13 protein-coding genes are annotated in these 15722 nt (G+C 38.4%); 6 read left to right on the forward strand and 7 right to left on the reverse strand.

Annotated features, from left to right (window positions below; translation table 11 throughout):
- Window positions 1-317: 317 nt before the first annotated feature.
- From IWC72_RS18190 to IWC72_RS18220, 7 genes are all read right to left on the reverse strand, one after another.
- The gene (locus IWC72_RS18190; protein ID WP_194530770.1) at window positions 318-1922 is read right to left on the reverse strand and encodes a sulfatase; all 1605 of its coding nucleotides are present in this window, start codon (window positions 1920-1922) and stop codon (window positions 318-320) included.
- A 176-nt stretch (window positions 1923-2098) separates the two neighbouring features.
- The gene (locus IWC72_RS18195) at window positions 2099-2983 is read right to left on the reverse strand and encodes a phytanoyl-CoA dioxygenase family protein (protein WP_194530771.1); all 885 of its coding nucleotides are present in this window, start codon (window positions 2981-2983) and stop codon (window positions 2099-2101) included.
- Window positions 2984-3051: 68 nt separating this feature from the next.
- Entirely contained in the window at window positions 3052-3843 is a 792-nt protein-coding gene (locus IWC72_RS18200; protein WP_194530772.1) for an alpha/beta hydrolase, read from the reverse strand.
- Between the two features lie 6 nt (window positions 3844-3849).
- The gene (locus IWC72_RS18205; protein WP_194530773.1) at window positions 3850-4968 is read right to left on the reverse strand and encodes a Zn-dependent alcohol dehydrogenase; all 1119 of its coding nucleotides are present in this window, start codon (window positions 4966-4968) and stop codon (window positions 3850-3852) included.
- A gap of 20 nt (window positions 4969-4988) precedes the next feature.
- Window positions 4989-6245, reverse strand: coding sequence for an NAD(P)/FAD-dependent oxidoreductase (locus IWC72_RS18210; protein ID WP_194530774.1), 1257 nt, complete (start codon window positions 6243-6245; stop codon window positions 4989-4991).
- Between the two features lie 6 nt (window positions 6246-6251).
- Window positions 6252-6560 carry a 2Fe-2S iron-sulfur cluster-binding protein gene (locus IWC72_RS18215; RefSeq protein WP_194527603.1) on the reverse strand — a complete coding sequence of 103 codons (309 nt, stop codon included), beginning with the start codon at window positions 6558-6560 and terminating at the stop codon, window positions 6252-6254.
- A gap of 5 nt (window positions 6561-6565) precedes the next feature.
- Complete coding sequence (locus IWC72_RS18220; RefSeq protein WP_194530775.1) at window positions 6566-7729, reverse strand: cytochrome P450; 1164 nt, start codon at window positions 7727-7729, stop codon at window positions 6566-6568.
- Between the two features lie 183 nt (window positions 7730-7912).
- On the opposite strand from IWC72_RS18220, the gene IWC72_RS18225 reads away from it, so the two are divergent.
- The 6 genes from IWC72_RS18225 (at window position 7913) to IWC72_RS18250 (ending at window position 15697) form a co-directional block, all read left to right on the forward strand.
- A complete protein-coding gene (locus tag IWC72_RS18225; protein WP_194530776.1) occupies window positions 7913-8752 on the forward strand; it encodes an AraC family transcriptional regulator in 840 nt (279 codons plus the stop codon).
- Window positions 8753-8921: 169 nt separating this feature from the next.
- Complete coding sequence (locus IWC72_RS18230; protein WP_194530777.1) at window positions 8922-10460, forward strand: alpha-L-fucosidase; 1539 nt, start codon at window positions 8922-8924, stop codon at window positions 10458-10460.
- A 175-nt stretch (window positions 10461-10635) separates the two neighbouring features.
- A complete protein-coding gene (locus tag IWC72_RS18235; RefSeq protein ID WP_194530778.1) occupies window positions 10636-11652 on the forward strand; it encodes a zinc-binding alcohol dehydrogenase family protein in 1017 nt (338 codons plus the stop codon).
- A gap of 51 nt (window positions 11653-11703) precedes the next feature.
- Complete coding sequence (locus IWC72_RS18240; protein WP_194530779.1) at window positions 11704-13356, forward strand: UxaA family hydrolase; 1653 nt, start codon at window positions 11704-11706, stop codon at window positions 13354-13356.
- A gap of 39 nt (window positions 13357-13395) precedes the next feature.
- Window positions 13396-14841, forward strand: coding sequence for a tagaturonate reductase (locus IWC72_RS18245; protein ID WP_194530780.1), 1446 nt, complete (start codon window positions 13396-13398; stop codon window positions 14839-14841).
- Window positions 14842-14869: 28 nt separating this feature from the next.
- The gene (locus IWC72_RS18250) at window positions 14870-15697 is read left to right on the forward strand and encodes an amidohydrolase family protein (protein ID WP_194530781.1); all 828 of its coding nucleotides are present in this window, start codon (window positions 14870-14872) and stop codon (window positions 15695-15697) included.
- Window positions 15698-15722: the final 25 nt, after the last annotated feature.

Here is a 15722-nt window from a genome sequence, read left to right on the forward strand (position 1 = left end):
TTAAAAATCTACCTATCAAAAGAGACAACTAAGGAAATTATTAAAATATTGCTAGTATTTCAGCACTAATATTATCTCTAAGATTTGCACTATTTAAACTTACTACTAGACAAGTACCACCTATAGGCTAGGATTAACAAATGCTGACATTATTTTATCTTTTGAACATATGTTATCCTAATCTTGGCATATCTTATACCTAAAAATTATGTTAAGAAGCCAATTTGTTCATTATAAAGCACAAAAAAGGGGCGAAATTTCGCCCCTTTTTCTAAAATGCTCTATTTAAAGTCTTTACACCATCTTTTTAGTCAACTTTAATCCACAGTCACATTACTACCCCACCAATCATTTTTAGGATCAAAATCAGGAGACAAAAAGTTGAGTCTCTCTTTCTCTAGGGATGGCAGTTTCTTATCTACGATCTTCTTGAGATATGCCTCCTCTTTTTGTAAACTATACTCTGGGTCTTTCGATGGATACCGAGCCCCAACTTCATCTAAATAGGCGAATAATTGTTCACTTAATTGCTTTTGTAAATCTGTATGTTCTGAAGCAACATCTGTTAACTCCTCTAAGTCATCTTTAAGGTTATAAAGCTCTTCCCTATCATCTTCATAGTAATGAATCAATTTCCAATCGCCTTTTCTAATAACCGAAGATGGTTCTCCCCCTTGGTTACCATAATGTGGATAATGCCAAAACAACGGACGCTCTTCAAAATTTCCTCCCTTAAGAATTGGTAGTAGACTTTTTCCATCTAAATGTTGTTCCGGTTTTAAATCAATACCGGCTATATCAAGAATTGTTGGATAAAAATCTGCTCCAGTTACGGGCTCCGAAGTAGATGCCCCGCTTTTAACCAACCAAGGTGCTCTTATAAAATACGGTTCGCGAATACCTCCTTCAAATTGATATCCCTTACCTCCTCTTAACGGAAGGTTTGAAGTAGAAAAAGAATCACCTGCAGAAACACCTCCGTTATCAGACGTAAAAACTACCAATGTATTTTTATCGAGCCCCAAAGAATCTAGTGTTTGCAAAACTCTACCCACAGCATCATCCATAGTTTCTACCAAACCAGCATAAACGGGATTATCCTGCACTTGGCGTATCGGGAGGAATTTTTCCATCTTATAGCCTATTTCCGCAATTCCGTTTTTCTCTGCCTTTTTCTGATACTTGGCCCATTTGCCTTTGGTGGTCTGAATAGGTCCGTGAACCGCATAAAAAGAAAGATAGGCAAAGACAGGCTGACCCGTTTTCTCAGGATTATTCTCTTTCAGAAAATTTACGGTTTCTTCCGCTAGACGCATCGTTAGGTTTTCACCATCTTCATGATTCTCCAGATTGGGATTGGTATAAGGCGCAAAATAACCTCCATTGGGGCTACCAGCATCCCATCCTCCTTTATTAATATCAAAACCATGGTCTTCGGGCCATGAGCCTTTTTCCCCTAAATGCCATTTTCCTGCAAAGAAAGTTTTGTATCCAGCCGCTTTCATAGCTTCAGGCAAAGTAGTGGCTTGGGCAGGAAGATTATGTTCATAATCTGGAGGTAGTAATTTATTAAAACGACCCGCTTTTCGCCAGTCCTCACCTACTTGTGCTCCAATCCAATCTGTAATTCCGTGCCTTGCCGTGAATGTACCTAACATAATACTGGCCCTAGAAGGACTACAGACCCTACTGGCTGCATACCCATTGGTAAAATTCATTCCCTCATTGGCTATCCTATCAATATTTGGAGTTTCATAAAACTTACTGCCACTTACACTTAAATCATGGTACCCATAATCATCTGCTAGAATGAACAAAACATTTGGCCTAACGGCCTTTTCTTCTACTTTTTTTTCATCGTTCTTACAACTGGTCAGAACCAAACAAGTTACTGCCAAAATCGAATAGAGAAAATGCTTCATACTTTTCTTAAATTTTATGGTGAATTACTTTTATCGAGATGAAAGATACTAAATTATAGGGTTGACAAAGTTTCAATAATTCACTATTTCATTCATATAAAAAATAATATTCCAGAATAAACAATATCCCATAAATAAACAAAGCCTCTATTAAAGAGGCTTTGTTTGCTATATTTTTATTTTTTATCAAAAAGAAGAGGGAAAAATTTACCGTCCATTTTTTCACCTTTCGGAACCCTAATGGGTGTACCTCTAAGCATCTCTCCATCAGTATCACTTAACGTTCCGTCCGAAAATACATTTAAAACAAAAGCACGTCTACTAAATTCTGACTTATTCTCATACGAACCATGGATCATTAAAGGATGGTGAAAAGAACCATACCCCTTTTTAAGCTCAATAGGTACGGGATTAAAATTCGCCTTTTGTTCATCGGTCATAAATTCCATAAGTCCTTCCATTTTACCTGCAAGTTCCGGCTTTTGTAGGAGTCCCCATTTGTGACTTCCAGGCACATAATAAAGACAACCATTTTCTGTAGTGGCATCATCCAAACCTGTCCAACAGGTTAAATGTTGCATGGGCATTGTTCTAATCCAAAAAGAATAATCTTGATGCCAAGCCACTACACCACCGTGGTTTGAGGGTTTACAGAACAACTGATCATGCCAAAACCTAACATTATTGTTACCTAATAATTGACTTGCCGCCATGGTAAAAGCTGGGTTCCATAATATATCATGAAATCCTTCAGTAATGCGCCAATGCCCTAAGGAATGAAAAAGCACGGTATTAGGGTCTGTAGATTGATTCCCATGAAATTCATAAAAAAGCTCGTGTGCCGGGTGTTTCGGGTCACGTATTTCTTCCAATTCCTTTCGGAGAACATTAATCTGGCTTTCATCCAACAATTTTATTCCAGAAACATAACCATGCTCATGAAAATGGGCTACTTGCTCATCACTCAATTTATACTGTTCCCATTCCTCTGGTGATTTTGGCTGCTTAAAAAGGTCCGAAATCAATTCGTGGCGGTCGGCCAAATCTTCTACTAATTGCATGGTTTTTGATTCTTTAATTTATGGTTGATTATTTATGAAAGCCTTATATATACCAAATCACAAACGGCTTAACTGTGAGAAGCAAAAAATCGTAACGTATCTTTGACATGTTCGCTCCAGTACGTCCATTCATGAGCTCCATTAAACTCCTCATAAATGTGAGGAATTTCATGCTCTTCTAACTGCTCGTGAAGCTTTCGGTTATATGCTATAAGCTGATCTTGGCTACCACAATCAAAACGCAAGTATGGTAAATGATTCTTATTCTTTTTTATTAATGCCCAAACGGAATTCTCCCAAGCATCTTCCTGCTCATAATTATCCAAGGATTCTTCTACAAAAAGATGCATCTGCTCTAAATCTGTAATGGACGAGTGACCAGAAATTGCTTTAAATCGATTATGATATTTCACGCCTAAACGTAAAGCACCAAAACCACCCATGGACAATCCGGATATAAACAGTTCTGATTTTTTACTAACAGATGGAATATTCTCTATTATGGCATTAGGTACATCATCAACAATCCAACTTTCAAAATCTTTTTGATTATGCGGAAGATAACCGGAACCATCTCCCCAAAGTCCGTCTGAAGGCATAGCTATCACCATCGGTGGAATTTCCCCGCTCTCCATCATCTCAAGGGCAGAAATATGAACTCCCGCCTTTTGAGACCACACCCAAGCACTGCCATAAACCCCATGAAGCAAAATAACAAGTGGCAAATCTACCAAGTCCGTCATGGGTGGTACAAATACACAAATATCCCCTCTGCCCTTTAGTTTATTGGTCTTTACAGTTATGAACCTAAGGTTTGCACTCTCGTATGCGGCATCTGAAATTTCGGTGGTTCTGAACATGTTTATTTAATCAAAAACTATTACCCCTTTTGCATTTTTACCGGCCAACATATCATCTAAGGCCAATTGTAAATCATCTAGTTTGTATTCTTTGGTAATCATTTCGTCTAACTTCAAATCTCCTTTTTTGTACAATCGTACCAGTTTTGGAAAATCGATTTGTGGTCGGCATTTCCCATACAGCGGGTTGATGTAAATTTTATCCCATTCAAAAAGACGCATATCTATCGTAATATCTTCCTCAATACCACTTACCTGAACGGCTGTACCTGCATTGCGAATCATTGCTAATGGAGCAGCTCCCAATGCAGGAATAGCGGTACACTCAAAAGCATAATCTGCCCCTCTACCCCCAAGCATAGTTTTTACCTGCTCTGCAACGTTTGCCAATCCCTCATCCCCCTTATCGGCAAGAATAACATCTGTAGCACCAAATTGCTTGGCCAGCTCTAGTTTATTAGGATTGATGTCTACAGCGATTATTTTACCTGCGCCAGAAATTTCACAGGCATTTATAACATTGAGTCCAACACCACCACATCCCAAAATTACAGCAGAACTACCGGCAGCTAATTTTGCTGAATTCACTACCGAACCATAGCCTGTCATTACGCCACAACTGATAATACTAGCAGCAGAGAAATTTAAATTTTCCTCTTCTACCTTAACTACTGCAGATTCTTTTACCAAAGCGTATTCGCTTAGCGTACCTAGATTAAAAGAACGTTCAATTGGTTTACCTTCCCATTGGCTACCTTCCAAATGCGCATGACCGGGAGTATGCCCATTTCCACCAGCGACAACCGGGGAATTGTTTTCACATATATGCTGATTGCCTTCTTGACATTGAAAACAATCATAACAAGGAGTTGCCCAATTCAAAAGAACCTGGTCCCCTACTTTTAAATCTTTGATACCAGCTCCTACTTTTTCAATGACTCCTGCTCCCTCATGCCCCATTACAATAGGTTTTCCCCAAGTAAGGGAATCATAATCCGTATGGCAAAGACCAGCAGCCTTTACCTTAACAAGTAACTCGTCCGCTTTTGGTTCGGCAACAGTAACTTCGGTAATGATAAAAGAACCATCTCCTTTAGCCACTGCACTTTTTGATTGAATAGACATCTATTGTGTTTTATATTTGATTATTGCGCGATAAGATTAGCTGGCTTGAACTCAGCCGTAGGATCACCCAATTTTGATTTATCTAATTTCTCGCCTCCTTTGATAAATTTTGTGCCGTACACGTAGGCTTTCGCATTGTTTACGGCATCGACGGCCAAAAGCGTATCGCCTTTAAAGTACCACACAGAAAAGCAGTTTTCTTTATCCGCTTCTTTGCGCACCACTACATCATCATAATCCTGAGAAAGACCTACCATCTGTAATTTTACATCATATTGATCAGACCAAAACCATGGTAAAGAATTGTAAGCGCATACTTTACCATTTATGGCTGCTGCTGCAATTTTTGCTTGATCTACCGCATTTTGTACCGATTCTAAGCGGATATGACGCTTGTAATGCGGATTATGATGAAAAGTACAATCCCCAATGGCATAAATATCTTTATCACTGGTTTGTGCCATTTCATTCACCTGAATACCATTTTCTATGGTCAAACCGGCTTTTTCTGCCAGTTCTTTGTTTACATGAATACCAACACCAACCACAATCATATCGGCCTCATAATTCGTTCCATCCGAACAGACCACGATATTTCTATTCCCATTACTCTCTATAGAAACTACATTTTTTTCGGTGAGTACGGCTACACCATGCTCAGCATGAAGTTTTTGAAAAAATAGGGACATTTCCGGTGCTGTTACCCTGGCGAGTGTCCTAGACTCTCGTTCTAAAACGACTACTTCTGCTCCCATTTTTTTTAGGGATGCAGCAGTTTCTAGTCCAATATATCCTCCTCCAATAACTACTACCTTAAGACCTACATTTTCTGCAACGGTCTTTCGGATATTGGCCACATCTGCAGCTGATCGTAACGCAAATGAATTCTTTGCCGTATCCAACCCCGGAATAGGAGGCATAATTGGCCGAGCACCAGTGGCAATTACGAGTTTATCATATCCTAGCGATGTTCCATCAGCTAAAACAACCTTCTTATTTTCGCGGTTAATAGCGTCTACCCAAACACCCAGTTTAAGATTTATATTCTCTTTTACATAACTCTCTTCTGACTTCAGAAGGTTTTTCTCAATGCTATCTACACTGGTCAAATATGCTTTGGACAATGGAGGCCTGTGGTAAGGTAAAGTAGGGTCAATATCTATCATGGTAATTGTACCCTCCCAGCCTTCTCTGCGCAAAGCAAACGCAAAGTTCACCCCTGCATGGCTGGCGCCTATTACTACACAATTTTGATTGTTTGTTGTACTTTCTGACATTATGTTTTATTTGGCTACTTTCAACACAACACCATCAATAGCATCGGTAATATCTATTTGGCAGCATAAACGGCTATATTCATCTGCATTATCATCCAACTCTAGCATATCTGTCTCAATTTCGCTTGCACTTCCTGTTTTCTCCATGTCTTCTGGAGCTACATGCACATGGCAAGTAGCGCAGGAGCAAACTCCGCCACAATCGCCATCAATTCCCGGCACACCATTATCTACGGCCAATGCCATTACGGAACCCGAGGTTCCTTCTAAAGTTATTGTTTCTTCATCGTTGGTTATAAAAGTGATTTTTGCCATGGATTCTATTTTATTAAAGGATTGAATTTCATATGTATACTGTGAAAGCCCACTTTACGTTTAAAGTGATGTAAATCTTCTATGTTTTCCTCGCAATCAAGTATTTCAAACGAGCTTACTTTTTCAGCCAAAGTCTGAAGTAATATTTTCATTATCTGTCTTGCATGGGTAGCCCCCAAACAATTATGATGACTAAAGCCAAAACCTACATGCGGATTTATTTTTCGGTCCATTACAATCTCATTTGGATTCTCAAACACTTTGGAATCCCTATTGGCAGACGCCCAACATAATGATACTCTAGTATCTGCTTTTGCCGCATGTTCGCAGACAAAAGTATCTTCCGTAACTACACGCCCCATTTGGGTAAGTGGAGAAAAATACCGAATCATCTCTTCTACGGTCTTTCCTGTAATTTCAGGTTCATTACGCAAGCGCTCCAAAGACTCGGGGTTTTCGGCCAAATACGCTATGGCATTTGTAACCGCGTTTATTACGGTGTCTCTTCCCCCAGCAAAAGTCAGTACCATTACTCCTTTTACTTCCTCTTTAGTCAACTTTCTACCTTCAAATTCAGAGTCCAAAAGCACGGAGTACATGTCGTCCGTTGGGCTTTTGGCTGCACGGTCTATTTGAGCATCTATATAATCATATAGGATATTCGCCTTGTCCCCATCAAGAGCTTCACCTTCACTTCTAAAGACGTGGGTTCCCCAAGATATCCAGGTTTCGGATTTCGAAAAAGGTGTGTTCAAAAGAAGCGTTAACGCCCTAGATTGTAACTTAAGTGCCAAATCGGTCACTACTTCAACAGAATCTTCCTGAAGTACTTCGTCTATTATATTCGCTATCTGTGCCGCTAACTTCTCTTGATATTCTGCCTGCAATGGCCTTTTAAACCAAGGTTCTACTAAGGCCCTATACATACCATGGACCGGTGGATCTACTTCAAAAGGTATTTGACGTGTCTCCCGAATATTTACTTCAGAAGGTACCACAATACGTCCGGGAACAGCTCCTGATTGAAATGTTTTATAATTGTGTGCTGTTTTACGAACGTCCTTATGACGTAAAAGCATGGTTACCGGATCATCTTGATCATCCATTTTACCGTAACCTTTTGACTCTCTAGCCTTTTCAAATGGATCTGGAAGCGCACTTTTTTTCATTTGAATTCTATTAATGTTATACTAGTTATTACAAGGAGTTACAAAAATCAATATTTCGGAATCACTATCAGTTGCCTTTTTTAGCAAATAAGTACCTTATTCTGTTACCTGTTATCAATTTTGTCGTATTTTCAAACAAAATAAACTATTCCAAAAGATTCTTATTTTTAATTTAGTATTAGAATGAAACCTGTATTAGAGCCCATACACTTAGACGAGCAGCGTACGATTACAAGCTTTTATCATTCTAAAAAAGATTTTGAAACGCCTTGGCATTTTCACCCTCAACATGAGCTTACGTATATAGAAGAAAGCGTGGGTACTAAATTCGTGGGTGATTATGTTGGCCCGTACCAACCGGGCGAATTGGTTTTATTACGTTCAAATCTACCGCATTGCTGGAAAAACAACACCAATCTAGAAGGGCTATCAAAATCCATTGTGATACAATGGAATATTGGTGTTTTCCCTAAAGTACCGGAATTAGCTTCTTTATTTCATATGCTCAGGACCTCTTCTAGAGGGCTCTTATTCAATAAAGAAGAAACCGCTCCTCTTTTGTCGCGTTTAAAAAAATGTCCGGAACTAGAAGCTCATGACCTATACATTGAATTACTTACCATTTTAGTGAAATTATCCAGTTGTAGTTATAAAACGCTGTCCGGAGCTAGTTTTACGGAAGACCTACCTTCTGAGTATGGTAGTCGTATGGCTCAAATTCATGATTTTGTAGGATTGAACTATAATCGCAAAATTTACCTTAAAGAAGTGGCAGATTTAGTCAATATGTCAGAGCAATCATTTTCTAGGTTTTTCACCAAAATGATGGGGCGTCCTTTCTTTACTTTTCTAAATGAATTTCGCATAAATATCTCGGCAAGAATGCTTCTTGACACTCATGACTCAGTTTCTCAAATTGCATTTTCTTGTGGTTATGAATCGCTCCCTTTTTTTCATAGACAATTTAAAAAATTCATGGACAGCTCTCCCCTAGCCTACCAAAGAAAATACGCAAAATCCTAATAAACTGCGTATTAACAACTCATCAAAAACACTACAAATTAAATAAATGACCATTTGTTGTAGTTATTTGAACAATTCGCTCTTTCTGTTATGTCATTAAATTGCAACTTAGCAACTCGTTAATAGCGCCAATCTTTGGCATCACTAACCAACCTTTTAAATGATTTTAATGAATAGAATTTTTACACTTATATTGACTGGTGCTGTTCTTGCTTCGTGCGGGTCAAAAACGGAAAAGAAAGAAGAAACTACTGCCAAAGAAACTGTAGTGAAGTATGAACCGAATTGGGAGTCGATTGAAAAAAATTACAAAGATCCTGAATGGTTTAACGACAGTAAGTTTGGTATTTTCATTCACTGGGGTGCCTATGCCGTACCGGCCTATGGTTCTGAATGGTATCCACGCCAGATGTACATGGATACAGCTACTTTTAGTGCTCAGTTAAAATTGGGTCAAAAAGGACCTAATGCAACGTATCTTCATCATAAGAAAACATTTGGAGACCAAAAGGAATTTGGATACAAGGATTTCATTCCTATGTTCAAGGCCGAAAAATTTGATGCTAAAGAATGGATAGATATTTTTAAGAAATCAGGTGCTAAATATGTAATTCCTGTTGCGGACCACCATGATGGTTTTGCCATGTACAAATCTAACACTACACGTTGGAATTCAGTAGACATGGGGCCTAAACGTGATGTTTTAGGTGAACTTTTTAAAGAAGGTCGTGAACAAGGTATGATAATGGGAGCGTCTTCTCACTACGCTTTTAACTGGTCTTTCTATAATAAAAAAGACAAGTTCGACACCACCGACCCAGAATATGCAGATTTATACTCTCCTAAAGGAAAGGACCTAACGGAGCCTGTTTCTGAAGAGTTTAAAAAAATGTGGTGGGATAGAACGGTAGATTTAATTGACAACTACCAACCGGATATTCTTTGGTTTGATTTCTATCTAGACATTCCTGATTATAAAGAATATCGTCCTAAAATTGCAGCTTACTACTATAACAAAGGTTTGGAATGGGGTAAAGAAGTAGTAATTAACGATAAGAATTTTGACCACGAGGCTTTCCCTGAAGGTACTGTCATCTATGATTTAGAACGTGGTAAGCTTCCTGGGATTCGTAAACTGCCTTGGCAAACGGATACTTCTATCGGAAAAAATTCTTGGTGCTATGTTACCAACTGGGAATCCAGAACTGCTAATAGTTTGGTTGATGATTTAGTTGATATTGTATCTAAAAACGGAAACCTTTTACTTAATGTAGGTCCAAAAGCAGATGGTACCATCCCAGAAGATCAGAAAGAAATTTTATTTCAAATTGGAGATTGGTTGAATACAAATGGTGAAGCCATTTACGACACGGAATACTGGAGCACTTTTGGCGAAGGACCTACCGAAGTTAAGAAAGGACACCACAGTGAAGGTCAGAACAAAGGCTTTACCGGTCAAGATATTCGCTTTACTAAAAAAGGAGATAAGCTTTATGCCATCATGATGGAATGGCCAGAAGGCAACAAAGTAGATATTAAATCTTTAGGGAAAGCCAGTGAATATGGTAAGGACCTAAATATCAAAAACGTGAGATTACTAGGTAGTGATGCTAAAATTTCCTTTGATGTGAAGGACGATGCGCTTTCAATTTCTGACTTGGGCAACAAGTCTGGAGATTTTGCACACGTGCTTGAGATATCGTTATAGTACAGTAATAAAGAAGTTAGTTGAGTTAGTTTTTTTTTAATTTAGGAGCGCACCTTAATGGTGCGCTCTTTTTCAGTACTACACTAGAGCGGATAGGTGTACAACCTATGTTCTAGATAGTATTAAAAGAAACAGCTCATTTTAATATAAATGTGACCAAAAACAGATTAAACACATGAAATATATTGTATGCGAAAAACCGGGAGAGTTCATTCTTAAAGAAAGAGAAGAACCCACAAGAAAATCCGGCGAAGCCATATTAAAAGTAAAAAAAGTAGGTATTTGCGGAACAGATTTACATGCTTACGCAGGTAACCAGGCATTTTTTACCTACCCTAGAATTCTTGGTCACGAATTGGCTACTCAAGTAGTTGAAATAAACGAGAATCCTCAAGGTATTAAAGCAGGAGATAACGTAGTGGTTATGCCCTATGTAAGCTGTGGTACTTGTATAGCCTGTAGAAATGGTAAAACCAACTGCTGTACGAATATCAAAGTTTTAGGTGTTCACACAGATGGAGGGATGCAAGAAAAAATTACGGTTCCTACCAATTTACTTATTCCAGCACAACAATTAACGGATGACCAAATGGCAGTTGTTGAACCCTTGGCTATTGGCGCACATGCAATACGTCGTGCAGACTTAAGACCGGGTGAAACTATTGTTGTTGTTGGCTGTGGTCCTATAGGAATCGGTATTATGAAATTGGCACAAATTGCAGGTGCAAAGGTAATTGCTATTGACATGAACCAACAACGCCTAGATTATGCCAAGAATGATATTGGTGTTGATTATGTGGTTTTAGGCGGAAAAGATGCTGTAGACCAAGTTTCAGAAATCACGAATGGTGATTTAGCTACGGCTGTTTTTGATGCAACAGGTCACAAAGGTGCTCTTGAAGCCGGTCCAGATTATATGTCACATGGTGGAAGATACGTATTGGTAGGTCTTTCTAAAGGCGAATTGGTATTTACACATCCAAAAATTCACGCTAAGGAAACAACTATTATGTGCAGTAGAAATGCGACCTTGGAAGATTTTGAACATGTGATTTCTGTTTTAGAAAAAGGTGGTTTCCCTATCGATTCTTTCATTACGCACAATGTTCCTTATACTGAAATGATAGCCAATTTTGATGGTTGGTTAGACCCAGCAAACGGAGTTATTAAAGCTACAGTTGATTTCGACTAAAAAAGCGTGCATCAATAAAACAATTAAGCACAGACAAAAGTAAAGAACACTATGTCAAAGCAATTTTTGCAAATACACCCAGAAGATAATGTTCTGGCAGCTCTTACCAATATCTCAAAAGGTTCTGAGATTTCTCATAATAACGACCGTTTTGAATTAACGGTAGACGTTAAGGCCAAACATAAGTTTACAACCACCAACCTAAACGTTGGTGATTCCATTATTATGTATGGTTCTTTAGTAGGTAAGGCTACAAAACCTATTGCTAAAGGAGAAACTATTACTACTGAAAATGTAGTTCATGCTTCTTCGGAATATGCTGTTGGTCAAGAAAAACTAAGCTGGACAGCACCGGATGTTAGCAAATGGAAAGATGTTACTTTCAACGGATATCATAGAGCAGACGGGAATGTAGGTACGGCCAATCATTGGCTAGTAATTCCTCTAGTTTTCTGTGAGAACAGAAATGTAGACGTAATGAAATCTGCATTATTAAAATCATTAGGATATCATACCACAACTGATTTTGTAGTGGACACTGAGGTTCTTGTCAAGCAATATAAAAACGGCGCTTCTGAGAGTGACCTTTTATCTTCTGATATTATTAAAACTTCCGAAGAAATAAAGCAAAATAGAACCTTTCCGAACGTTGACGGTATCAAATTTTTGAACCATGATGGTGGCTGTGGCGGTATTCGTCAAGATTCTGAGACACTTTGTAATCTATTGGCGGGATACATTACCCACCCAAATACGGCAGGTGCAACAATTTTAAGCTTGGGTTGCCAAAATGCACAATTTAAATTATTAGAAGCTGCTATAGCCAAGCTTGACCCTAACTTTAAAAAGCCACTTCATATTCTAGAACAACAAAAAAGTTCTAGTGAACGTCAGTTTATAGAAGAGGCCGTTAAAAAAACATTTGTAGGTTTAATCGAAGCCAATAAAACTGAAAGGAAACCAGCTCCTCTTACTAACCTTGTTTTAGGTTTGGAATGTGGTGGTTCTGATGGTTTTTCAGGGATATCTGCAAATCCATCTTTGGGTTACGCTTCAGATTTATTGGTTGGTTTAGGAGCTACTACCGTACTTTCAGAATTTCCTGAATTGAACGGTGTAGAACAAGAACTTATTAACCGTTGTGAAACGGAAGAAAATGCAACAAAGTTTGCAAAACTTATGCGTGCTTATTCGGACAAAGCAGTTTCTGTTGGATCTGGATTTGAAAATAATCCATCGCCTGGAAACATTAAAGACGGACTTATTACCGATGCTATGAAGTCCGCTGGAGCAGCCAAAAAAGGTGGTACAAGTCCGGTTACCGATGTACTGGATTATACAGAACCCGTTAGAAAAAAAGGTCTGAATCTTTTATGTACGCCTGGTAATGATGTAGAAAGTACTACAGGTCTTGCCGGATCAGGTTGTAACGTAATCTGTTTTACAACAGGATTGGGAACACCTACTGGAAACCCTATTGCTCCGGTCATAAAATTATCCAGCAACAATACACTCAGTAGCCGTATGAAAGACATCATCGACTTTAATACCGGAACTGTAATTACAGGAGAGGATACTATTGAAACCAAAGGTGAGGAGCTATTGGAATACATTATAAAGGTAGCAAGCGGAGAAGTTATTCCCGCAGCCGTACGATTAGGCCAAGAGGATTTTATCCCTTGGAAAAGAGGTATATCACTATAATTATCTCAACTAAAATTTAACTCAACAAACAGCTAATTAATGCAAATTTTAAATCATACAAACGTCCCCAATAGAACGCAACGACCATTAAAGGTAATGCAGTTTGGTGGCGGAAATTTTTTACGTGCTTTTGTGGACTGGATGGTTCACGTACTCAACCAAGAAACAAATTTTAATGGCGATATAGCCATCATAAAACCAACTGCAGGCGGTGATTATGCCGAATTAAAAACGCAAAACGGACTTTTTACCGTTGTTCTTGACGGTATTAAAAATGGAAAGTTAGTTGCCGAAAAAACATTGGTTACTGAAGTACAGGAGGTAATTCACTCCTATAATGAATGGGCTGCTTATCTAAAACTGGCCGAAAACGAAGACTTACGATTTATCGTTTCAAATACAACTGAAGCCGGAATTAAATTCAATACCGAGGATAAATTTGATATTACACCACCTAAAGAATTTCCTGCTAAACTTACAGTCTGGCTATACCACCGTTTCAAACATTTTAATGCAGACCCTTCAAAAGGATGTATTTTGCTTCCTTGCGAATTGATTGAAGATAACGGAGAAGCCTTAAAAAAGACGGTTTTACAATACGCAGACCATTGGAATCTAGATGCTGATTTCAAAAAATGGATTGAGACTGCAAATCACTTTTGTAGCACTTTGGTAGATCGTATCGTTTCTGGTTACCCTTCTGACCGTGCTGAAGAAATTGAGCAAGAATTGGGATACAAGGATGACCTTTTAGTTGCTGGTGAGTATTACCACAGCTGGGTAATCCAAGCGAATGAAACGGTTCAAAAAGAACTTCCATTTTCGGAAACTGACCTAAACGTGGAATTCGTAAATGACCTTGCTCCCTACCGCGAGATGAAAGTCCGTATTTTAAATGGTGCACATACTTCTATGGTTCCCGTTGGTTATTTGGCTGGTATCCGTTTTGTGAAAGAGGCGATGGAGAACGAGGTCGTGAGTAACTTTGTAGAAAGTCTTCTTTTAGAGGAATCCGCAACTACACTTGATTTTCCGGATGATGTAAAAAATAAGTTTGTTGGTGATGTTCTTGATCGTTTTAGAAATCCCCTTTTAAAACATCAACTTATAAGCATCTCCTTAAATAGTACTTCTAAGTTCGTTGCTCGTTTATTGCCTACCCTAAAAGATTATTACAATGCTCAAGACAAGTTACCAAAACGCATTGTTTTTGGACTTTCAGCTATGCTCCGGTTTTATAAGGGCGAGTTTAACGGTGAGAACATTGCTCTTAATGATGATAAGGCTGTTTTAAGTTTCTTTGAATCGGAATGGGAGAAAGTAGACAATGGTTCAAGCTTACAGGATTTTACAAAAAATGTATTGAGTAACACTGCTATTTGGGGCGAAGATTTAACTCAAATAGAAGGTCTTTCGGAAACCGTAGCTAAGAATATCGAAAACATTGAAGCCAACGGAATCACTTCCTGTTTAAAAAACTTATAATCCATATTCAATCTTTAAAAATTGAAAAATGACGATAGATAGTCACCAACATTTTTGGAAATACGAACCGGTAAAACATTCTTGGATCGATGATAGCATGTCAGTTATCCGGAGAGATTTTCTTCCCCAAGATTTGAAGAAGGTCTATCAAGAAAATCAAGTTGATGGTTGTGTTGCTGTGCAAGCGGACCAAACTCTTGAGGAAACCAACTTTTTATTGGATTTAGCTAAGGAGAACGATTTTATAAAAGGTGTTGTGGGTTGGGCAGACCTTAGAGCAGATAATATTGATTCTGTTTTAGAAAAATACAGTACAAATAAGAACCTAAAAGGCTGGAGACATGTGGTTCAAGGTGAAGCCGATCATAATTTCTTGTTGCGTCCTGATTTTTTACGAGGAATATCCAAACTTGAAAAATATGACCACGCTTATGATATTTTGGTTTTCCCGCATCAATTAGGCTCTGTTCTAGAATTTGTAAAAAAATTTCCTAACCAAAGATTTGTCATAGACCATATCGCAAAACCTTATATAAAAGATGGTTTTTATGACGGTTGGGCCACCTTAATGAAAGAAATAGGAAAACATAAAAATGTGTATTGCAAGCTCTCCGGTATGATTACCGAAGCCGATTACAAGACGTGGACGGCCGAACAACTACAACCGTACATGCATTTAACCTTAGAGGCCTTTGGAAGTGAACGTTTAATGTTTGGTTCAGATTGGCCTGTGTGTCTGGTAGCAGGTAATTACGGGCAAGTAAAAAGCATTGTATCTCATTTCATTTCAACGCTTAGCAGCCAAGACCAAAACATGATTATGGGAGCGAACGCACGAGAATTTTATAATTTATAAACTTAAGTTGTTCAAGCATATTTAG

The organism is Zobellia roscoffensis (assembly GCF_015330165.1).
Classification (GTDB): domain Bacteria; phylum Bacteroidota; class Bacteroidia; order Flavobacteriales; family Flavobacteriaceae; genus Zobellia; species Zobellia roscoffensis.

Bases quoted from the DNA above. Each gene is read 5' to 3' on its own strand.
- IWC72_RS18190 (WP_194530770.1), bottom strand. From the start codon at position 1,922: ATGAAGCATTTTCTCTATTCGATTTTGGCAGTAACTTGTTTGGTTCTG.
- IWC72_RS18195 (WP_194530771.1), bottom strand. From the start codon at position 2,983: ATGCAATTAGTAGAAGATTTGGCCGACCGCCACGAATTGATTTCGGAC.
- IWC72_RS18200 (WP_194530772.1), bottom strand. From the start codon at position 3,843: ATGTTCAGAACCACCGAAATTTCAGATGCCGCATACGAGAGTGCAAAC.
- IWC72_RS18205 (WP_194530773.1), bottom strand. From the start codon at position 4,968: ATGTCTATTCAATCAAAAAGTGCAGTGGCTAAAGGAGATGGTTCTTTT.
- IWC72_RS18210 (WP_194530774.1), bottom strand. From the start codon at position 6,245: ATGTCAGAAAGTACAACAAACAATCAAAATTGTGTAGTAATAGGCGCC.
- IWC72_RS18215 (WP_194527603.1), bottom strand. From the start codon at position 6,560: ATGGCAAAAATCACTTTTATAACCAACGATGAAGAAACAATAACTTTA.
- IWC72_RS18220 (WP_194530775.1), bottom strand. From the start codon at position 7,729: ATGAAAAAAAGTGCGCTTCCAGATCCATTTGAAAAGGCTAGAGAGTCA.
- IWC72_RS18225 (WP_194530776.1), top strand. From the start codon at position 7,913: ATGAAACCTGTATTAGAGCCCATACACTTAGACGAGCAGCGTACGATT.
- IWC72_RS18230 (WP_194530777.1), top strand. From the start codon at position 8,922: ATGAATAGAATTTTTACACTTATATTGACTGGTGCTGTTCTTGCTTCG.
- IWC72_RS18235 (WP_194530778.1), top strand. From the start codon at position 10,636: ATGAAATATATTGTATGCGAAAAACCGGGAGAGTTCATTCTTAAAGAA.
- IWC72_RS18240 (WP_194530779.1), top strand. From the start codon at position 11,704: ATGTCAAAGCAATTTTTGCAAATACACCCAGAAGATAATGTTCTGGCA.
- IWC72_RS18245 (WP_194530780.1), top strand. From the start codon at position 13,396: ATGCAAATTTTAAATCATACAAACGTCCCCAATAGAACGCAACGACCA.
- IWC72_RS18250 (WP_194530781.1), top strand. From the start codon at position 14,870: ATGACGATAGATAGTCACCAACATTTTTGGAAATACGAACCGGTAAAA.